Source organism: Bradyrhizobium sp. USDA 4451, from assembly GCF_054822585.1.
Genome location: NZ_JBTRCH010000001.1, coordinates 3,715,401 through 3,735,596 on the forward strand (window position 1 = coordinate 3,715,401; position 20,196 = coordinate 3,735,596).

Sequence of the window (20,196 nt, forward strand, 5' to 3'; positions counted from 1 at the left end):
CTCCCGGATATCGATTGTTGTTATTTGCGGCGCCTTGCGCGCCGTGGATCAGGGCGTGCCGTTGACCTCCGCGATGCGCGGAGCCGCGAGCTCGACGAATTCCCTGGTGGTGCCGAAATGCTTTGACAATGCGCGAACTGCCGCATCCGCATCGCGCGCGAAAACCGCGTCCACAATCGCGGCGTGCTCGGCCTGGACGTCGCGCGCCCTGCCGACCTCGCGGCGGATCGAAAGCCGCCGGTAGCGCTCGCTCTGCTCATGCAGCACGTCGCGGAAGCCGAGCAGCCATTGCGATCCGCAGGCATTGACCAGCGCACGATGGAAGACGCGGTGGCGGACCACCCATTCCTCGTAATGCACGGTGGGGTCATCGGGATAGCGATGCGGCACGGCCTTCAGCGATTCCCAGGCCGCCGCGACCGACGACAGCCAGGCCTCGTCGCCGCGTTCGATCGAGCGCCGCAACGCAAGGCCCTCGATGTCGATCCGGGTCTGCGTGACATCGGCGAGATCGGCGAGCGAGACCGGGCAGACGCGAAAGCCGCGCTGGTCGGAAGCCTGCACCAGGCCGTCGGCCACCAGGCGCGACAGCGCCTCGCGGACGGCGGCGAGGCTGACCGAGAACTGCTTGGCGAGACCTGCGATGTGCAGCTTCTGGCCCGGAAGCAGCCGGGTCGACAGGATGTCGGCGCGCAGCCGCTCCTGAACCGCCGATGTCAGGCTGCGCGGCCCGTCGCCAGCCAGGCCCTCGCGAAAACTCAAGGCGATGTTCATGGCCGCGCAGACTGGCGGACGACCTTGTTGCCGTCAATCGAAAATCGATTTTATTCGGACGCAGACCTCTCTTGACAGTTAATGTATACTGATATGGCGTTGACGGCACGAATGAGCGAGAATTTCCTTGGGAAATTGCCGAAAATGGAGTATTAATGTATACAATCAGAATGCAACTAGGGAGGATCTCGTGCCAAAGCCCTTTCCGATGAACGCCTGGTACGCGGCCGGCTGGGATGCCGAGATCAAGCATGCGCTGCTGCCGCGGACGATCTGCGGCAAGCATGTCGTGATGTATCGTAAGGGCGACGGCGAGGTGGTGGCGCTCGAGGACGCCTGCTGGCATCGCCTGGTGCCGCTCTCTAAGGGCCGGCTCGACGGCGACACCGTGGTCTGCGGCTATCACGGCCTGAAATACAATGGGCAGGGCCGCTGCACCTTCATGCCGTCGCAGGAGACGATCAATCCGTCGGCCTGCGTGCGCGCCTATCCCGTCGTCGAGCGTCACCGCTTCATCTGGCTCTGGATGGGCGATCCCGCGCTCGCCGATCCGGCGCTGGTGCCTGACATGCACTGGAACCACGATCCGGCCTGGGCCGGCGACGGCAAGACCATCCACGTCAAATGCGACTATCGCCTCGTCGTCGACAATCTGATGGACCTGACCCACGAGACCTTCGTGCACGGCTCGAGCATCGGCAATGACGCGGTCGCCGAAGCGCCGTTCGACGTCACCCATGGCGAGAAGACCGTCACCGTGACGCGCTGGATGCAGGGCATCGAGCCGCCGCCGTTCTGGGCCAAGCAATTGCAGAAGCCGGGCCCGGTCGATCGCTGGCAGATCATCCGCTTCGAGGCGCCGTGCACCGTCAACATCGACGTCGGCGTCGCGCCGGCCGGAACGGGCGCGCCGGAAGGCGATCGCTCGCAGGGCGTCAACGGCTATGTGCTCAACACCATCACGCCGGAAACCGAGAAGACCTGCCATTACTTCTGGGCCTTCGTCCGCAACCACCGCATCACCGAGCAGCGGCTGACCTCGGAAATCCGCGACGGCGTCGCCGGCATCTTCCACGAGGACGAGATCATCCTGGAAGCGCAGCAGCGCGCGATGGACGAGAATCCGGACCGCGTGTTCTACAATCTCAACATCGATGCCGGCGCGATGTGGGCGCGACGCGTCATCGACCGTATGGTGGCGAAGGAAAACCCGTCGCAGCAGCTGCAAGCGGCGGAGTAGCGGCATGGCGGAGCGCGAAGCCGAGCGTTCAGTGTCGCAGACCGTGCGGGCGCAGCTTGCGCTGCGCGAGCTGATCGTTTCCGGCGGCTTGCGGCCGGGTGAGCGCATCTCGGAATTGCAGGCGGTCGAGGTCACCGGGGTGTCGCGCACGCCGGTGCGGATGGCGCTGGTCCGGCTGGAAGAGGAAGGCCTGCTGGAGGTGATCCCGTCCGGCGGCTTCATGGTCAAGGCATTTTCCGAGCGCGACATCCTCGATTCGATCGAGCTGCGCGGCACGCTGGAGGGACTGGCCGCGCGCTTTGCCGCCGAGCGCGGCGTCTCGTCGCGCGATCTCGAGCCGCTGAAGCAATGCCTCAACGAGATCGACGGCCTGGTCCGGCAGGAGCCGATCTCGATCGAGGCGTTTTCGTCCTATGTCGCGCTCAACGCCCGCTTCCACGTGCTGCTGGCCGAGCTGTCGCGCAGCCCGCCGCTGATCCGGCAGATCGACCGCGCCTCGGCGCTGCCATTCGCCTCGCCGAGCGGCTTCGTGATGGCGCAATCGGTCTTGCCCGAGGCGCGTCAGATCCTGCTGATCGGGCAGGATCATCATCGCGTCGTGGTCGACGCCATCGAGAACCGCGAGGGCGCGCGTGCCGAGGCCGTTATGCGCGAGCATGCAAGGCTCGCGGCGCGCAATCTGCGGCTGGCGCTGCGCAACCGCACCCATCTCGATCTGCTGCCGGCACTGGCGCTGATCTCGGCCGGCTGAACGGAGCGCGCCATGCGATTCATCGAAACCTGGACATCAGCCACGCTGCTTGGCGTGCGCGACCTCACGCCCGGCATCCGCGAATTCCTGCTGCGGCCCGACGATTTCACCGCCGCGCCCTATCCGGTCGGCAGCCATATCGACGTCGGCGTCACCATCGACGGCCAGCCGCAGACAAGATCCTATTCGCTGGTCGGTGAGGTCGATCCGCAGGGGTTCCGGATCGCAGTGCGGCACGCCCCGGATTCCCGCGGCGGCTCGCGCTACATGTGGTCGCTCGCGCCCGGCGCGCGGCTCAACATCACGCAGCCCGCCTCGCTGGTGCAGCTCGACTGGACGCGGCGGCAATTCTGCCTGATCGCAGGCGGCGTCGGCATCACGCCGATCGTCGGCGCGGCGCAGGCGCTGGCGCGCCGCGATGTCGGCGTCACGCTGCATTATGCCGCGCGGACGCGCGGCGATGCGGCCTATCTCGGTGCGCTCGAACGTCTGCTCGGCGACCGCCTCATCGTTCATGCCGGCGACGAGGGCCGGCGGCTCGACCTCGACAGCGTCTTCGCAGGTCTGCCGCAGGATACGATGACGTTGTTCTGTGGGCCGATGCGGATGCTCGATGCGGCGCGGCGGGCCTGGGAAGCGTCCGGCCGTCCGATGACCGATCTGCGTTACGAGACCTTCGGATCGAGCGGGCTGTTGCCGACCGAAGCGTTCCGCGTGCGACTCCGCGATGAAGGCACCGAGTTCGTGATCCCGCGCGACCGCTCGATGCTGGACGTGCTGAACGAAGCCGGCCACGAGGTGATGAGCGACTGCCGGCGCGGCGAATGCGGGGTCTGTGCGCTCGACGTGGTCGATGTCGACGGCGAGATCGACCATCGCGACGTGTTCTTCAGCGACCACCAGAAGCAGGAGAGCCGCAAGATCTGCGCCTGCGTGTCGCGTGCCCGCGGCACCATCACGGTGGACACGTTGCATCGCGCCGATCCGCTCTGATGCGACTGCGTCACGATTCTGCCCTCCGCCGTCATTGCGAGGAGCGATAGCGACGACGCAATCCATCTAACCGCGTTTGCGGGCCGATGGATTGCTTCGCGGAGCCTGTCATCCGGCGCCGACCGGGTGGCTCGCAATGACGGGCGGAGCCGTTCGCCAGGTTACGCCGCGTGCACCGAGTGCCGCGGATCGTGATCGAGCAGGGCAGTGATCTCGCCGGCCGACATCGGCCGGCCGATCAGATAGCCCTGCACTTCGTCGCAGCTGGTCTGGCGCAGATATTCGAGCTGATCTGCGGTCTCGACGCCTTCGGCGACGACGCCGATCTTCAGCTCCTGCGCGAGGCCGATCACCGATTTGACGATCGCGGCGCAATCCGGCTGGGTCAGCATGTCGCGGATGAAGGACTGATCGATCTTGATGCGGCTGAACGGCAGCTTGCGCAGATAGGTCAGCGAGGAGAAGCCGGTGCCGAAATCGTCGAGCGCGACTGTCAGGCCAAGCTCGAGCAGCCCGTTGAGGATCGCGGGCGCCGAACCGTATTTCGAGATCAGCATCGATTCGGTGATTTCGATCTCGAGCCGGTTTGGTGCGACGTTGGCCTCGGCCAGCGCCTCGACGATGGTCTGCAGGATGCCGACGTTCTGGAACTGGACCGCGGAGAAATTCACCGCGATCCTGATGTCGTCGGGCCAGCGCGAGAGCATCGCGCAGGCGCGGCGGATCACCCACTCGCCGAGCTGGTGGATCAACCCGCTCTCCTCGGCGATCGGGATGAACACGCTCGGCGGGATCAGGCCGCGCGCCGGATGCTGCCAGCGCAGCAGCGCCTCGAAGCCGGTGACGCGGCCTTTGCGGATGTCGAGGAACGGCTGGTAGACCAGGAACAGCTGGTCCGCCTCGATCGCCTGTTCCAGATCCCGCTGCAAGGCGCGGCGGTCGCGCGCCGACTGGTCGTCGCTCGCCTCGAAGAAGCAGATCGTGCCGGGGCCGGATTTCTTGGCCCGGTAGAGCGCGATGTCGACATGCTTGAGCAGGTCGTGGGAGGTGTTGCCGTCGCGTGGCGCGAGCACGATGCCGATGCTGATCGCGCTGGTGATCTCGAAACCGTCGATCGGGAACGGATCGGCGAAGGCCGCGACGAACCGGTCGGCGATCGCCAGCGCGTCCTCGGGCCGGGTCAGATTGGACATGATCAGCGCGAACTCGTCGCCGCCGATCCGCGCGACATGTTCGGCGGTGCGCGTGCAGCGCTGCAACCGCGCCGCGACCTGCACCAGGAATTCGTCGCCGGCCGGCCGGCCGAACCTGTCGTTGATCTCCTTGAAGCGATCGAGATCGAGCAGCAGCACGGCGAACTCCTCGCCCGAGCGCTCGAGCCGGCTCAGCGCGCCGTTGAGCGCCTCGTTAAACGCGACGCGGTTCGGCAGATGCGTCAGCGGATCCTGCCGCACCGTCCGCTCGGCCTCGTGCTGGGCGATGATCCGCCGCCTGAACTCGAAGGCATTGACGAACACGCCGCGCAGCAGCACGGATCCGTAGACCAAGACCAGCACCGCCATCAGGAGATAGATGAAGTCGCCGTCTCGGCCGAGGCAGATCGCGATGCCGACGAAGATCGGCGCGGTGAACGCGATCGCGGCGATCGGGATGGTCGAGAAGGCGAAGGCGCCGCCGGCGAGCATTCCGGCGCAAAGACACGTGATCACCAATTGCCCGCCGCTCGACGCACCGGCGAAGAAGGCGACCGGGACGACGCCCCAGGCCGCGCCGAGCGCCAGCGCATTGCGCACCAGGCGATACATGGTTCGGCGCGACACGAATTGCGGCTTGGCGAGGTGGCGCGATGCGCGAGCCTGCAGCCCGAAGAACAGCGCGGCGCTGCTCACCGCAGCCGCCCATACCAGCGCAAAGGCCCAATCCGGCGATTGCCAGAGCGCCGCTGCGAGCACCAGTGCGTTGCAGGCATTGGCCAGCATGATGCCGAAGGAATAGCCGAGCACGAGCGACACCTGCTCGGCGCGGATATGGCCGGCAAGCGCTTCATCCGTCGGTGGTGCGCCGAAGGCCGCGAGGTCACCCGCGAACAGGGCCGCGAAATATGATCTGAGATAGGTACGCATCTCACTACGCTGTCTGCGCGTCACTACGTCGCCTGCGCGGTTGGCCAAGGCGCAGCAGCGAAGAATTCTCTGCAAACCTTTGACAAACTATGAACTATTGGAACGGACCCTGCCACGGCGGGCGCTGGTTCCGGTTCCACTGGCGGGCATTGCTAACAAATCGATACAAATGCGTGACGGGACGTCGGGGACCGGCAGAGACTGCCTAGCGCCACGCGGCTTGATCCCCCGCCGGTTTTTCGCAATGACTCGAGTTCCCGCGAGCGGCAGAGAACGACAAGAACCAGAAGGTGCGCATGAGCCTCCCGACCACGAACCACGATCCCGGGTTCCGGATCACGCGGGCCAGCCATGTCGTCCTGACCGTGCGTGACCTCGCGGCAAGCCGGCAGTTCTACGAGAAGGTGATCGGGCTGATCCTGACCGCGGAGGAGGGCGATGCGTTCTATTTCCGCGGCGTCGAGGAGGCCTGTCATCACAGCCTCGTGTTGCGCAAGGGCGCGGACGCCGTCTGCGCGCGGCTGGGCCTGCGGGTGTTCAGGGATGACGATCTCGACCGGCTCAAGGCCTTCTTCGAAGCCAACGGATGCCGGACCGGCTGGGCCGAGGTGCCGCATCAGGGCCGCACCTTGCATGCGACCGATCCGGCCGGCACGCCGCTGGAGTTCTGCGCCACCATGCCGGTCGAGCCGCGCATGATCACCCGATTCAGCCGCCATGCCGGCGGCTCGGCACTGCGCCTCGATCATTACCAGGTGCTGACGCCGGAGGTGCGCAAGGCCTGCGAGTTCTACACCGCGGCCGGCTTTCGGCTCAGCGAGTATATCGCGCCCGCCGGCACGTTCGATCTGCGCGGCGTGTTCCTGCAACGCAAGGGCAATCCGCACGACATCGTGTTCTTCAACGGCGCGGGGCCGCGGCTGCATCACTTCGCGTTCCTCGCGCCCGAGGTTCATCATCTGCTGAACGCCTGCGATATCGCCGGTGAGCTCGGCTATGGCGCCGCCGTCGAGCGCGGCCCGGGGCGGCACGGGCCGGGGCACGCGATGTATGTCTACATGCGCGATCCCGACGGACACCGCGTCGAGCTGTTCAACACGCACTACCAGATCATGGACATCGAGAACGAGCCGATCGGCTGGGATCCGTCCGACCACACGATCTCGTTTCCGTGGGGCCTGCCGGCGCGGCAGGCCTGGTTCGAGGAAGCGACGCCGTTCGAAGGTGTCGCGATCCGCGAGCCGCAGATCAAGCCGAAGCCGGTGACGCTCGAGAGCTACCTCGCGAAGTAGCATGTCACTGTCAGTCGCGAACTCCAGCCATGATGTGGCGATCGTCGGCCTCGGGCCGGTCGGCGCCATCTTCGCCAATCTGCTCGCGAAAGCGGGCCTGAGCGTCGCCGTCGTCGAGCGCGTCGCCGAGATCTACGACAAGCCGCGTGCGATCACGCTCGACCATGAGGCGCTGCGCGTGCTGCAGGCGATCGGGCTCGGCGAGTTCATGGAGCAGGCGATCGCTCCGCATAACGGCTCGCACTATCTCGGCGTCGACGGCGAGATCATCAAGATCTTCGACCCGATGCCGCCGCCGTTCCCGCTCGGCTGGATTCCGAACGTCACCTTCGTGCAGCCGGACCTCGAGCAGGCGCTGCGCGACAAGCTCGCCGAATATCCGCATGCTGACGTCGTCCTCGCTGCCGCCGGCGTGGCATTGCGGCAGGACGACGACGCGGTGACGCTGACCGCGCGGCGCGAATCCGGCGAGGAGTTTTCGATCCGCGCGCGCTATCTGGTCGGCTGCGATGGCGCCAACAGCTTTGTGCGCAAGCAGCTCGGCGTCGGCCTCGACGATCTCGCCTTCGATGAATGGTGGATGGTGGTCGACACGCTGACCAGCGATCCCGCCAAGCGGCCGGCCAAGAGCTTTCAGTATTGCTGGCCACAGCGCCCCGGCACCTTCGTTCCCGGGCCGCGCAATCTGCGGCGCTGGGAGATCAAGCTGCTGCCCGGCGAGGATCCCGAGGCGTTCGGCGCGCCCGACAATGTGGTGCAACTGCTCAAGGGCTTCACCGACATCTCCGACCTCACGATCTGGCGCTCGGCGGTCTATCGCTTCCACGCGCTGCTCGGGCAGCGCTGGCGCGACCGCCGCGTGCTGCTGATGGGCGACGCCGTGCACCAGACGCCGCCGTTCCTCGGGCAGGGGCTGTGCGCCGGCATCCGCGACGCCGTGAACCTCTCCTGGAAGCTGCGGCTGGTGCTGCGCGGTGACGCTGACGAGACGCTGCTCGACAGCTACGAGATCGAGCGCAAGCCGCATGTCCGCACCGTCGTCGCCAGCGCCAAGGAGTTCGGCAAGATCATCGGCGAGCTCGATCCGGTGGCTGCGGCCGAACGCGACCTGCGGCTGCGCGCCGAGCTGAAGGCAGGCACGGCCGAAACCATCCGGCAGAAATTCATTCCCGATCTCGTTACCGGCCTGATCGCGCGCGATGCCGTGCTTGCCGGGCGGCTGTTCGTGCAGCCGCATGTGTGCGCGCCGGACGGGCGGACCTGCCGGCTCGACGATCTGCTGCAACCGGAATTTGCGATTGCGACGGCGAGCGCCGAGCCGATGGCTTGGCTGTCGGAGGAGTCTCGTGCCGCCTGGCAGCGTTTCGCCGGCCAGCGCGTTGTCATCGCTGCGTCAGGCGAAAGCAGCGATACTGACGGTATCCTGACGGTGGTCGAGCGCGACGGACTGTTCGCGGGGTGGATGCAGCAACACGACGCGTCGGCCGTCATTGTGCGGCCCGATCGTTATGTGTTCGGCGCCGCCGGGAACGCCGACAAGCTCAATATGCTTGTCAGGCAACTGCTCCAGAACCTCAGCGCAGAGCCCTAGCCTTTTCAAGACGGTGCTTTGTCTGTACCACCGGAACAAAGAAATTCCGGGGGAAACCAGTGAACAACAATAGTGATGCGGCCGAGTATGATTACGTCATCGTCGGTGCCGGCTCGGCCGGTTGCGTGCTCGCCAACCGCCTGAGCGCCGACGGCAAGCACTCGGTGCTGCTGCTCGAGGCCGGGCCGAAGGACAGCAACATCTGGATCCATGTGCCGCTCGGCTACGGCAAGTTGTTCAAGGAAAAATCCGTCAACTGGATGTACCAGACCGAGCCGGAGCCCGGCCTGAACGGCCGACAGGTGTTCCAGCCGCGTGGCAAGGTGCTCGGCGGCTCGAGCTCGATCAACGGCCTGCTCTATGTGCGCGGCCAGCACGAGGACTACGACCGCTGGCGCCAGCGCGGCAATGCCGGCTGGGGCTATGACGACGTGCTGCCCTATTTCAAAAAGGCCGAGGATCAGCAGCGCGGCGGCGACAAATATCACGGCACCGGCGGTCCGCTGCCGGTGTCGGACTGGCGGCATCACGACCCGCTGTCGGAAGCCTTCGTGCACGCCGCGGCCGAGATCGGCATTCCAACCAACCCGGATTTCAACGGCGCGACCCAGGAGGGCGCGGGCTTCTTCCAGACCACGACGCGGCGCGGCCGGCGCGCCTCGACGGCGCGGTCCTATCTGCGGCCGGCGCTGACCCGCGGCAATCTGCATGTCGAGACCTCGGCGCTGGCGCAGCGCATCCTGTTCGACGGCAAGCGCGCGAACGGCGTCGCCTACAAGCAGGGCGGGCAGTTGCGCACAGCGAAGGCGCGCAAGGAGGTGCTGGTGTCGAGCGGCGCGTACAACTCGCCGCAATTGCTGCAACTCTCCGGCATCGGCCCGGCCGATCTGTTGAAGCAGCATGGTATCGAGATTCTGCTCGACGCGCCCGGCGTCGGCAACGATCTGCAGGATCACATGCAGGTGCGCATCGTCACGCGCTGCGCGCAGAGCGTCACGCTGAACGACATCGTCAATCATCCGGTGCGCCGCGTCATGGCGGGCCTGCGCTACGCGGCACTGCGCAAGGGGCCGCTGACGATTGCCGCCGGCACCTCCGGCGCGTTCTTCAAGACCAGCCCGCGGCTGGCCTCGCCCGACATCCAGATCCACTTCCTGCCGTTCTCGACCGACAAGATGGGCGAGAATTTGCATCCGTTCTCGGGCTTCACGGCGTCGGTCTGCCAGCTGCGTCCGGAGAGCCGCGGCTCGCTGAAGATCCGGAGCGCCGATCCCAGCGTGCCGCCGGAGATCCGCATCAATTATCTCGCGACCGAGACCGACCGCCGCGCCTTCATCGACGGCATCCGCATCCTGCGCAAGATCCTGGCCGCACCGGCGCTGAAATCATATGCGGTTGGCGAAGTCGATCCCGGCGCCAAGGTGGTCAGCGACGACGATCTGCTGGAGTTCTGCCGCCGCACCGGCAGCACGGTCTATCATCCGACCTCGACCTGCCGGATGGGCAACGATCCGCTCGCGGTGGTCGACCAGCGGCTCAAGGTGCGCGGCATCGACGGTCTGCGCGTGGTCGATGCCTCCGTGATGCCGGACCTGATGTCGGGCAATACCAACGCGCCGACGATCATGATCGCGGAGAAGGCGTCGGACATGATTTTGGAGGATGCGCGGTAGGAATACTCAGTTCCGTCATCCTGAGAGCTTGTGACGGATTCGGCTCCTGCGGAGTTTTTGGCGGCTGTTCGTCGCAGCAATTGGCAGGTTTGAGTTCGAGTTCGGCGATGACCCGTTGTTTAGGCTCTGGAGAGGCGGTTGCCTTGCAGGATGTTGTTGACGAGGGCGTACCAGAGCACGACGGCACGGACCTTTTCGATGCCGCGCACGGTCAATTGCCGCAGGTCCCAATTGCGCCAGCGGGCATGGATGCACTCGCAGATCGACCGGGACCTGTATCGGGCCTTGCCCTCTTCGCTCGCCATTCGCGCACGCCAGGCCAACACCCCCGGACCGTCGCCGCGCCGCGGTAGATAGGGATCGGTACCGTGCTTGGATTGAGTGGGCGGACAAAAGATATCGATGCCCTCGGCATAGGCCCATTCGATGTCCTCGGCACTGCCAAAGCCGCCATCGACGAGATGGTCCTTGGGCAACCCTCCGGGCCGCGCACGCTGCCGCTCCAGCATGGGGCGCATCAGGCCGCGATCGGATCCGATGTTGCAAATTCTGGTGTCGACGACGATCTGCTCCCCGGCCACGCTCGTCACCTGCACGTTGTAGGCGGGGCGGAAGCCGCCGTTCGCCATCTTCATGACCCGTGCATAGGCGTCCGTCGTGGAGGCCCGCGGCTCCTTCGGCGTCTTGCCGTTGCCGCGACTTTCTTCGCGCTCCTTGCGCTGCTGCTTGATCTCGGCGAGCGCCGTCTGCGCCGCCTTCACCCGCGCGCTGCGTTCCCGCGCGGCCCGCTCCTTGGCTGCCCGGGCACGCTTATTGCTGGCGTCCGAGCGTGTGTCGACCTCGCGCTTGAGGTCTTCCACCACGGCCTCAGCCTGCGCCAAATGCTTATCCAACGTCGCCTCGCGCCGGAACGAGGCGGCCCCGGCGCTGGCCCGGACCCGCATGCCATCCTGCGCCAAGGTCTCCAGATCGACGAGACCGGCCTTTGCCAACGCTGCCAGATGCTCACTGAGCAGTCGGTCAAGCAGATCGGCGTTGCCGACCCGGAAGTCTGCCAGCAGGTGATAGTTCACCGACACCCCGCCGCACAGCCAGCGATAGGCATCGTGGCTCTCGCACAGCCGCTCCAACGCCCGCGCGCTGCCAACGCCTTCGCTGGCGGCATAGAGCCACAGCGCCAGCAAAAGCCGGGGCGAGGTCGCGGGGTGACCGGGACGATCGCCGCGAGCCTTGATCCGGTCCTCCAACTCACTCAGATCAAGCTCTTCGACATAAGACCAAATCAGCCGCACCGGATGGTCTTCCCCGATCAGGCTCTCAATATCAACCGCTCGCAGCGCAATCTGGTCGCGCTGGGGCTCACGCAGCCGCGGAGCGCCGGGCAAGCCCGCTTCGGCTGGTGGCTTCGCCTGCTCCGGCAGGTCCCCAAACAACTCATCGGCAGCCAACATCACCTCCCGCGAATCCATCATCGCCAGAGAATCACACCGCGCCGGCTTTCGGCTATAATGCTCGCTGAAACCCCAAAAAAATCACACCCTCTGAGGAGCGCGCTCTCGCGCGCGTCTCGAAGGATGCACGGCCCCGCGCTGACGGCTCGGAGAGGTCCGGGCCGTCGACCCTTCGAGACGACCGCTGCGCGGTCTCCTCAGGGTGACGGTGATAGATTGGGCTGCCGAGCCTCAGCCCTTATACGCCCGCACCCGCGCGGCCATCTGCTCGACATGGGCGATCGGCGTCTCGGGGAGGATGCCGTGGCCGAGATTGAAGATCAGCCGGCCCTTGCCGAAATTCTCCAGCACGTCGTCCACCGCGCGGTCGAGCGCTGTGCCGCCGGCGATCAGGGCCAGCGGATCGAGATTGCCCTGCACCGCGACGCGGCCCTGCACGCGCTCGCGGATCATCGACGGCTCGGTCGCCCAATCGATCGAGACGGCATCGACGCCGGTCTCTTCGACATAGGCCGGCAGCATGCCCGCGGCACCGCGCGGGAAGCCGATGATCCTGGCGCCGGGGACCTGCTTGCGCACGCCGGCAACGATGCGATTCGTCGGCTCGATCGACCAGCGGGCGAATTCGCGCGGCGGCAGCACGCCGGCCCAGGTGTCGAAGATCTGCAGGCAGTCGGCGCCCGCCTTCAACTGGCCGACCAGATAGTGGATCGAGTTCTCGACCAGGACGTCGATGATCCCGGCGAAGGCGTCCGGATGGCGATAGGCGAGCATCCGTGCCGGGGCCTGGTCCGGCGTGCCCTGTCCGGCCACCATATAGGTCGCGACCGTCCAAGGCGCGCCGCAGAAGCCGATCAGGGCGATCTCGGGCGCAAGCTCGCGCCGGACCCGGCGCAGCGCCTCGAACACCGGCTCGAGCTGGTCGAAATTGGCCTGCGTGGCCAGTGTCGCGATCTCGCCCGGCGTTGCCAGCGGATCGAGCCGCGGCCCTTCACCGGCCTCGAAGCGCACCGAACGGCCGAGCGCATAGGGGATCACCAGGATGTCGGAGAAGATGATCGCGGCATCGAAATTGAACCTGCGGATCGGCTGCAGCGTCACCTCGGTGGCGAACTCGGGCGTGAAGCAGAGATCGAGGAAGCCGCCGGCCTTGGCGCGCAGCTCGCGATATTCCGGCAGGTAGCGGCCGGCCTGCCGCATCATCCAGAGCGGTGGCACGGCCAGGCGGTGGCCCGACAGGACCTCGATGAACGGCTTCTTGGTGGGATCCTGGGGCACGTGGCTAGTTCCTGAGCACGGTCAAATTTGCGCCCCTGATACACGCTGCGGCGCAATGGGCCAAGGCGGTTCTGGAACCCGCCTCTGTACCGGCCGTTGTCTCCCCGAATGGAGGGACGAGATGACCGAGAAATTCGATCCTGCCCCGCATGACAAGCATGCCGAGAAGCCGCACGAGGCGCAGGCTGCCGACCGAAAGGCGCGCTCGCGGCTCAAGGAGGGACTGGAGGATACCTTCCCGGCTTCCGATCCGGTCAGCGTGACGCAGCCCGCGCCGTCGAAGCACGACGGCAATCGGGACAATTAGCTGGTATATCCCAGCGCTTGCTAACCACGATGCAAGAGAGTTCGCCATGCGAGGAACCATTGGCCGCGCAGCGGCGGCTCGAAGCGCACCGCGCCCCTGGCGTGGAGCGCGATCGTGGCGGCGGCAATCGCTATTATCCTGTGGCTGACGCTGCACACCTAATAGGTTTGCGGGCGGCTTCGATCAGCGAAGCCGCCCGCACGTCGTGATCATTGGACCAGGCTAGACCGGGCCGCTTTCCGGGCGCTGCATCCGGTCGAATTCGAAGGTCACGCCGAGCCGGCGTTCGAGGCGCCAGACCAGAATGCAATGCCGCCGGATCGGCTCACTCTCGATCTCGAGATCGAACGCGAACGGGATCGCCTCGTCGCTTTCCACCGCAAGCCCGGCGCCTCCGGTCGAGATGTTCAGCACCAGGCATCCGACGCTGGTGTTGCGGAACAGGATCGTTCCGCGCTTCATCAGGGGCGTCCGCTGGCTGTCGGTCTTGTATCTTCTTATTGTTGTACTCACGGCCGTCTCCCTACCCCGACATGATGCTCCGTTGCGGTCGCGCCCCTAATTGACCAACACGGCGCCGTCGCAGCGGATGCCCAGCACCCAGACGTCGACCTGGCCGAGCCCGATGCCGAGCGTCGAGAGCAGCGTCGCCAGCACCTGATCGATCGGGCTCGTCACGGCGCTCAGGATGCTCATCACCAGCGCGCCCAATCCCGGGAGCGGAATGCCCGCGATGGTGAGCGAGAGGTTGCCGAGCAGGGTGCTGGTCAGCGACGTCAGGAAGTTGGTCGTCGTCACCGTCTTCTTGGTCCCGGACTGGATGTCGCTGTAGCTGAAATTGACGTTGGTCGGCGAGGTGTTGCCCATGCCGGCATGAGCGAGGCCCGTGATCTGGATCCCCAGCACAGTGGCCAGCAGTGCCGGAGGTGGATTGGGCTTGGTCGTGAAATTGGTCATGTCGGCCGTCGTGACGTTGCCGATCCAGGCATCCACGATTCCCGGCGTCACGCCGATCGTGACCTGCGAGGTGTTGATGTTCGGATGGCCGCAGGACACCGCGTTGAGCGTCGCGGTTCCGGAGGCGACCTCGACATAGACCGGCAGATTGATCGACGCGATGCTGCCGGAACCGAGCACATTGATGGTCGCCAGGACCCTGGTCTGCGCGGTGTGCACGCTCACGCCCTGGGTGCCCATCGCGATCCAGCTCGAACCGACCGGGCGTTCGCCGATCGTTGCGATCACGGACACATTGGCGATGCCGGGCAGGCCGAGATTGACCGAGGTTGCAATCTGATTGTTGCCATTGGCGATCTGAGCCACCGTGTTGACGAGATCGAATACCGAAACGCTGGCGCCGACCTTGGGTTTTTGCCCCACCGTGAGGTTGGCGAACGGGCCGAGATCGATCAGGGTGCCCGGCGAAATCTTGGTTGAAGAGCCGGTGACGGCCTGGGAGATCGTCGACAGCGCGGTCGTCGCGGCGTTCGCGCCGTTGGTGATCTGCTGCGTCGACAGCGCGGCCGCGATGATGTCGCCGACCTTGATGTTGCTGCTCAGCAGGTCGCTGTAGGTGACGCCGGTCAGGTTGACCCGGGTTGCCAGCGCCGACAGGAAATCCAGGGCGTCGATCTTGGCGCTGATCAGCGAATTGTAGTCCATCACCGAGAGCGACAGCGTGGTGCCGAGCATCGAGCCGAGCAGCGCGTTGAGCACGCCGCCATTGACCGAGAGCAGCCGTGAGCCGATCGCGAACGAGGCCATTTCGGTCGATGTCGCGGTTGCGGTGGTCGTGATGTTGAAGCTGCTGGCGCCGGTCAAATAGCGCGCGAAATAGAGCGGCGTCTGGGTCGTCAGCGTGACGCGCGCGGCATTGGCGGTGCCGACCGCCGGGGTCACGAAGCGGGACTGCGGCGCGATGGCGCTGTTTGCGGTGTAGGTCCCTGTCTCGACCTTGACCAGCGCGCTGGCCGGATAGTTGTTCTGCGTCACCGTCGCGGTGGCGGCGTTGACCGGATTGCTCAGATTGGCGGCGGCGACGATCGCGGCGAGGTCCGCGGTGCTCTGGGTCTTGCGCCGGTCGGCGAAGATCGTGCCAAGGTCGATTGCGAGCCCGGCGCACCCGATCACGAGCGTCATCAGGCCGGCCGAGATCATCGCGAAGTTGCCGCGTTCGTCGGCGCCGAAACGCCGCATCAGCATGAAGATGCCCGTCATCCTAGAACCCCCCGTATTGGATGGCCGCCGAGCGCACGATCGTGCTCGCCGGCGCCGGGACGAACGGCAGCTTGTAGATGAAGTTGCCGGCCGCGTTGTAGTTGACCGTCACGACGTAGACGTTGGCATTCGATGGGGACGGCGCCGCATTGACCGTGAGATTGCTAGCAACGAGCAGCGGATAGGTCGCGGCGTTGGCGGTGACGTAGTTGGTCGCGAGGCTGTTGCGTTCAGTATCCGTCATGCCAGCAATCGACGATCGCGCCGCCTCGGCGGCGAGTTGCTGAACGCCATGCACCATGGCGAGATATGAGCCGAATACGATGATGCCGAAAATGAAGGCGAGAAACAGCGGCAGCATCAGCGCAAATTCGACAGCAGAAGCGCCGCTTCGACAGCGAAAAAACCTGGTCATTGCACACCTCGACACGCAAGCTACGGCGTCACGTTGCGAGGCTTTGATTAAGGAAAACTATGAAAACGCTTTCGCGAATCAGTGACGTCAATTCAGATCAATGACCGCGTCGGAAGTTATCGGGTGCGCCGCACGTTATGGGGCAATCAAAATGTTTGATGCCATATCCGCAGAAATCCGGGGGGTCGACGGTGTCGGTGTGCTGCGCATGTGTGCAGAAGCAGCTGTCCGATACCGTAGCATTACGTGGCAATGCACGTAACGATACATATAAGCCGCAGTTGCTGCGGCGTCGCGACAAATTGAGGCTAAACGAAAGTGCAACCAAATGTTAGTATAGCTGAATCACATACTATGGAGATCGTAACTGCGTCCCGTGCTGAGATTGGAGGGCTCGCGATGCACAGACCACGTCAGCATTTGAATATTCCGACTGAGATTGTTCGCACCGTCGTTGCAATTGCAGAGACGGGAAGTCTGTCGAAAGCCGGTGAACGTCTCGGCCTCAGTCAGCCGGCGATCAGTTCACAGGTCAAGCGATTGCAAAGCCTGGTTGGCGGCGCGCTGTTCGTTAGAACAGCGAACGGCACCACGACTACTGAACTCGGCAAGGTTGCTGTGCAGCAGGCCAGGCGAATCCTCGAAGCCAACGATCAACTGCTTCGACTCGGTGGCAGTCATGAAGGACCCCAGCCATTGCGGTTGGGAATGAGCACGATGCTCGCCGACGAATTCCTCAAGCTCCATCCGGCCGATGCCCTCGCCGATATGCTGGTTCACGCCGACATGTCGCCGATCGTCATCAGGGGATTGATCGACGGCTACATCGACATCGCCTTCGTCTACAGCAACCCTTCGCTCGAGAACGAAGACGAGGTGACCATCGCCGCCGAGGCCGACGAACGTTCGGTCTGGGTACGATCACGCGATTTTGTGCTGCGGCCGGGCGCCCCGATCCCGATCCTGGCGTGGCCGGGTGACGACTGGATGATCCGGACGCTCACCAAGCACAACATCTCGTACAAGATCGTGTTCAGGAGCCCGAACCACCAGCTGCGACTGGAGGCAGCACGGGCCGGGTACGGCCTGACGGCATGCCCCGAGCGGATGATCCCGTCTTCGTTGATTTCGGCGAAGGACTATTATCTTCCGGAACTGCCGGTGCAGAAGCGCCTGCTGTGTGTTCGCCCGGGCCTCGAAGGCAGCCGTGCGACGGCGATGGTGCAGCGTTTGTCCAGCCTGTTCTTCAGCGGCGCGAAGCCGATGCGTCAGGTGAGCAACATGTAGTCCGGTGCCGCGGCAATCCCGCGGCTCCGATCAATAGTGCGGTGGGCGCTCGTTGGCGGGCCCCGGCGCTTGACGTTCGGCGTCCTGCAGCCGGTCGCGCAACTCGGCGAGTTGGCGGGTCAGCGCGTCGATCTGCTTCCATTGCGCGGTGATGGTCTGGTTCAGCGTCTCGATGGTTTCGTCCTGGTAGGTCAGGCGGACCTCCAGCGCGTCGATCCGTTCGCTCAGTCCTGCCGCGTCACTCATGGACGGCATCCCCGCATCCATGTTGGTGGAGGCCGTGGCCGAGCGCGACACGCTCGTCGAACACGAAGCAGCCGCCGCGCCAGCGGCTGTCCTGCTGCGGAATGTCCTCGAGATATCTGAGGATGCCGCCCTTGAGGTGATAGACCTCGGTGAAGCCTTGCGCCAGCAGATAGGCGCTGGCCTTCTCGCAACGGATGCCGCCGGTGCAGAACATCGCAATCCTGCGGTGCTTCGCCGGATCGAGTTGTTGCGCGGCAAAGTCCTTGAATTGTCCAAAGCTCGCGATCTTGGGATCCACCGCGCCCTCGAAGGTGCCCATCGCGACCTCGAATGCGTTGCGGGTGTCGAGCACCATGACGTCAGGCGAGGTGATGAGTGCGTTCCAGTCGCTGGCGTCGACATAGGTGCCGACCTGCCGGGTCGGATCGACCGTGCTGTCGCCGAGCGTCACGATCTCCTTCTTCAGCCGCACCTTCAGCCGCTGAAACGGCATCTTGGCGGCTTCGGAGAATTTCAGCTCGAGATTGTCGAGACGTCCGCCGAACAGCGGCCCGTGTCCGAGCTCCGCGACGAAGGCATCGATGCCGTCGCAGCTGCCTGCAAGGGTGCCGTTGATGCCCTCATGCGCCAGCAGCACGCTGCCTTTGAGATCGAGCCCGGCGCAGAGCGCGCGCAGCGGCTCGCGCAGTGCGCGGAAATCCGGCAGCGCGGCGAATTGGTAGAAGGCGGCGACCTTGAGGGGCATGGCCCCGGGGTTTATCAGGCCGCTCAAACCGGCGAAACCCCGCAAAGCCATGCATAATCGGGATAATTCCTCTGGCATGCCAGGCATTGCCCTGCCGGGGATGAATGTGCCATGTACTCTGCATCCTTTGGCATCCCTTGCCATCATCCGTCGCGGCAACATCAGACCCGTACGATCAAGCGAGCACTCCGTTATGAGGAATTTCCATTTCGCCGGCCGTTCCACGGTCCATGCCCAGAACGCGATGGTGGCGACCTCGCATCCCGAGGCAGCGCTGGTGGCCATCGAGGTGATGCGCGAGGGCGGCACGGCGGCCGACGCTGCGGTCGCGGCCTGCGCGCTGCTCGGCGTCATCGAGCCGCAATCGACCGGCATCGGCGGCGACTGCTTTGCGCTGATCCAGCCGAAGGGCGAGGGCAAGATCACGGCCTATAACGGCAGCGGCCGGGCGCCGATGGCGGCCAATGTCGAGTGGTATCTCGAACGCAAGATCCATTCGGTGCCGCTGACCTCCGCGCATGCCGTCAGCATTCCCGGCGCGATCGATGCCTGGGACGTGATCCTGCGGGATCACGGCAAATTCGGCTTCGACCGGCTGCTGCAGCCCGCGATCAAGGCCGCCGAAGAGGGCTATGTCGTCGCGCCGCGCATCGCCTTCGACTGGAAGAACGGCTACGAGAAGCTGAAGAACGGCACCAATACCGAGCGCTATCTGCTGCCGCATGGCAAGCCTGCGGTTGCCGGCGACGTGATCCGCCAGCCCGAGCTCGGCAAGACCTTGCGCGCGATCGCGCAAAAGGGCCGCGACGCTTTCTATAGCGGCGAGATCGCCGCCGACATGGTTGACACGCTGCGCGGCATCGGAGGCCTGCACACGCTGGAAGACTTCGCGGCGCATTCGACCGAGGCCACCGCGCCGATCGGCACCATGTACAAGGGCCATGACGTCTGGCAGTGCCCGCCGAACGGCCCCGGCATCACCATGCTGGTGATGCTCAACATCCTGTCGCGCTTCGACCTGACCAAATACAAGCCGCTCAGCGTCGAGCGTTTCCACCTCGAAGCCGAGGCTGCGCGCATCGCCTACATGATGCGGGAGCAGCATATCGGCGATCCCCAGCAGGTGCATGTCGATGTCGCCGGCATCCTCGCCCGCGAATTCGCCGACGAGCACATCAAGAACATCCGGATGGACGGCCTGCTCGACCTGCCGAACGTGGCGCCGCCGATGAACCCGTCGACGGTCTACATCACGGTGGTCGACAAGGATCGCAACGTCTGCTCCTTCATCAACTCGATCGCGCATTCGTTCGGCTCGGCGATCGTCTCCAACAAGACCGGCGTCCTGCTGCAGAACCGCGCCGGCGGCTTCCGCATCCAGCCCGGCCATCCGAACTGCATCGCGCCGGGCAAGCGTCCGCTGCACACCATCATCCCGGCGCTGGCGACGAAGAACGGTCGCTCCGTGATGTCGTTCGGTGTGATGGGCGGACAGTATCAGCCGGTGGGCCAGACCCATGTGCTGACCAACATGCTCGACTATGGCTGCGACGTGCAGGAGGCGATCGACATGCCGCGTGGCCTGCATTACGAGGGCGTCTACCAGCTCGAGGATTCGGTGCCGGCGGAGATCGTCGAAGGCCTGAAGAAGATCGGCCACAAGACCACCAGCGTGGTCGCCCCGCTCGGCGGCGGCCAGGGCATCTGGATCGACTGGGACAAGGGCACGCTGACCGGCGGCTCCGATCCGCGCAAGGACGGCTGCGCGCTCGGCTACTGATCGGATCGATATCAATCAAGGAAGGACGTCCGG

18 protein-coding genes are annotated in these 20,196 nt (G+C 65.2%); 9 read left to right on the top strand and 9 right to left on the bottom strand.

The features are described 5' to 3' along the window. Positions 1-48: 48 nt before the first annotated feature. On the bottom strand, positions 49-774 hold the full coding sequence (locus ACVMB0_RS17155) for a GntR family transcriptional regulator (protein WP_456749729.1): 726 nt from the start codon (positions 772-774) through the stop codon (positions 49-51). Between the two features lie 190 nt (positions 775-964). Between ACVMB0_RS17155 and ACVMB0_RS17160 the strand changes: the two genes are divergently transcribed. Genes ACVMB0_RS17160 through ACVMB0_RS17170 form a run of 3 tightly spaced genes read left to right on the top strand, consistent with a single transcriptional unit; the run spans position 965 to position 3,758 of the window. Continuing rightward, entirely contained in the window at positions 965-2,014 is a 1,050-nt protein-coding gene (locus tag ACVMB0_RS17160) for an aromatic ring-hydroxylating dioxygenase subunit alpha (RefSeq protein ID WP_456749728.1), read from the top strand. Between the two features lie 4 nt (positions 2,015-2,018). After that, the gene (locus ACVMB0_RS17165; protein WP_456749727.1) at positions 2,019-2,765 is read left to right on the top strand and encodes a GntR family transcriptional regulator; all 747 of its coding nucleotides are present in this window, start codon (positions 2,019-2,021) and stop codon (positions 2,763-2,765) included. Positions 2,766-2,777: 12 nt separating this feature from the next. Beyond that, a complete protein-coding gene (locus ACVMB0_RS17170; protein ID WP_456749726.1) occupies positions 2,778-3,758 on the top strand; it encodes a PDR/VanB family oxidoreductase in 981 nt (326 codons plus the stop codon). A 161-nt stretch (positions 3,759-3,919) separates the two neighbouring features. On the opposite strand, the gene ACVMB0_RS17175 is transcribed toward ACVMB0_RS17170, so the two are convergent. Beyond that, positions 3,920-5,881, bottom strand: coding sequence for a putative bifunctional diguanylate cyclase/phosphodiesterase (locus ACVMB0_RS17175; RefSeq protein ID WP_461347056.1), 1,962 nt, complete (start codon positions 5,879-5,881; stop codon positions 3,920-3,922). Positions 5,882-6,177: 296 nt separating this feature from the next. On the opposite strand from ACVMB0_RS17175, the gene ACVMB0_RS17180 reads away from it, so the two are divergent. From ACVMB0_RS17180 to ACVMB0_RS17190, 3 genes are read left to right on the top strand one after another with little or no spacing between them, the layout of a single operon-like run. Then, positions 6,178-7,173 (top strand): VOC family protein, encoded by a 996-nt coding sequence (locus ACVMB0_RS17180; RefSeq protein WP_461347057.1) that lies wholly within the window; start codon positions 6,178-6,180, stop codon positions 7,171-7,173. 1 nt (position 7,174) lies between these two features. Continuing rightward, the gene (mhpA, locus tag ACVMB0_RS17185; protein WP_461347058.1) at positions 7,175-8,764 is read left to right on the top strand and encodes a bifunctional 3-(3-hydroxy-phenyl)propionate/3-hydroxycinnamic acid hydroxylase MhpA; all 1,590 of its coding nucleotides are present in this window, start codon (positions 7,175-7,177) and stop codon (positions 8,762-8,764) included. A gap of 59 nt (positions 8,765-8,823) precedes the next feature. Beyond that, positions 8,824-10,437, top strand: coding sequence for a GMC family oxidoreductase (locus ACVMB0_RS17190; RefSeq protein ID WP_456749722.1), 1,614 nt, complete (start codon positions 8,824-8,826; stop codon positions 10,435-10,437). Positions 10,438-10,556: 119 nt separating this feature from the next. On the opposite strand, the gene ACVMB0_RS17195 is transcribed toward ACVMB0_RS17190, so the two are convergent. After that, a complete protein-coding gene (locus ACVMB0_RS17195; protein WP_456756372.1) occupies positions 10,557-11,888 on the bottom strand; it encodes an IS1182 family transposase in 1,332 nt (443 codons plus the stop codon). 231 nt (positions 11,889-12,119) lie between these two features. Further along, positions 12,120-13,166 carry a uroporphyrinogen decarboxylase gene (gene hemE / locus ACVMB0_RS17200; protein WP_461347059.1) on the bottom strand — a complete coding sequence of 349 codons (1,047 nt, stop codon included), beginning with the start codon at positions 13,164-13,166 and terminating at the stop codon, positions 12,120-12,122. Between the two features lie 121 nt (positions 13,167-13,287). On the opposite strand from hemE, the gene ACVMB0_RS17205 reads away from it, so the two are divergent. After that, the gene (locus ACVMB0_RS17205; RefSeq protein WP_212017518.1) at positions 13,288-13,473 is read left to right on the top strand and encodes a hypothetical protein; all 186 of its coding nucleotides are present in this window, start codon (positions 13,288-13,290) and stop codon (positions 13,471-13,473) included. A gap of 222 nt (positions 13,474-13,695) precedes the next feature. On the opposite strand, the gene ACVMB0_RS17210 is transcribed toward ACVMB0_RS17205, so the two are convergent. The 3 genes from ACVMB0_RS17210 to ACVMB0_RS17220 are packed head-to-tail and all read right to left on the bottom strand — an operon-like array spanning position 13,696 to position 16,105. After that, positions 13,696-13,986: a PilZ domain-containing protein gene (locus ACVMB0_RS17210; RefSeq protein WP_456749720.1), complete on the bottom strand. Its 291-nt coding sequence runs from the start codon at positions 13,984-13,986 to the stop codon at positions 13,696-13,698. A gap of 45 nt (positions 13,987-14,031) precedes the next feature. Next, a complete protein-coding gene (locus ACVMB0_RS17215) occupies positions 14,032-15,690 on the bottom strand; it encodes a pilus assembly protein TadG-related protein (protein ID WP_456749719.1) in 1,659 nt (552 codons plus the stop codon). Position 15,691: 1 nt separating this feature from the next. Next, positions 15,692-16,105 (bottom strand): TadE/TadG family type IV pilus assembly protein, encoded by a 414-nt coding sequence (locus tag ACVMB0_RS17220; protein ID WP_456749718.1) that lies wholly within the window; start codon positions 16,103-16,105, stop codon positions 15,692-15,694. Positions 16,106-16,504: 399 nt separating this feature from the next. Here ACVMB0_RS17220 and ACVMB0_RS17225 point away from each other — a divergent pair, with 399 nt between their 5' ends. Further along, on the top strand, positions 16,505-17,392 hold the full coding sequence (locus ACVMB0_RS17225; RefSeq protein WP_456749717.1) for a LysR family transcriptional regulator: 888 nt from the start codon (positions 16,505-16,507) through the stop codon (positions 17,390-17,392). Between the two features lie 30 nt (positions 17,393-17,422). Here ACVMB0_RS17225 and ACVMB0_RS17230 read toward each other — a convergent pair whose 3' ends face one another. Then, complete coding sequence (locus ACVMB0_RS17230; RefSeq protein WP_456749716.1) at positions 17,423-17,638, bottom strand: SlyX family protein; 216 nt, start codon at positions 17,636-17,638, stop codon at positions 17,423-17,425. Beyond that, positions 17,631-18,383, bottom strand: coding sequence for an oxygen-dependent tRNA uridine(34) hydroxylase TrhO (gene trhO / locus ACVMB0_RS17235; protein ID WP_461347060.1), 753 nt, complete (start codon positions 18,381-18,383; stop codon positions 17,631-17,633). Before trhO ends, ACVMB0_RS17230 begins: the two co-directional genes overlap by 8 nt. Positions 18,384-18,576: 193 nt before the next feature. Here trhO and ggt point away from each other — a divergent pair, with 193 nt between their 5' ends. Beyond that, a complete protein-coding gene (gene ggt / locus ACVMB0_RS17240; protein WP_456798824.1) occupies positions 18,577-20,163 on the top strand; it encodes a gamma-glutamyltransferase in 1,587 nt (528 codons plus the stop codon). Positions 20,164-20,196: the final 33 nt, after the last annotated feature.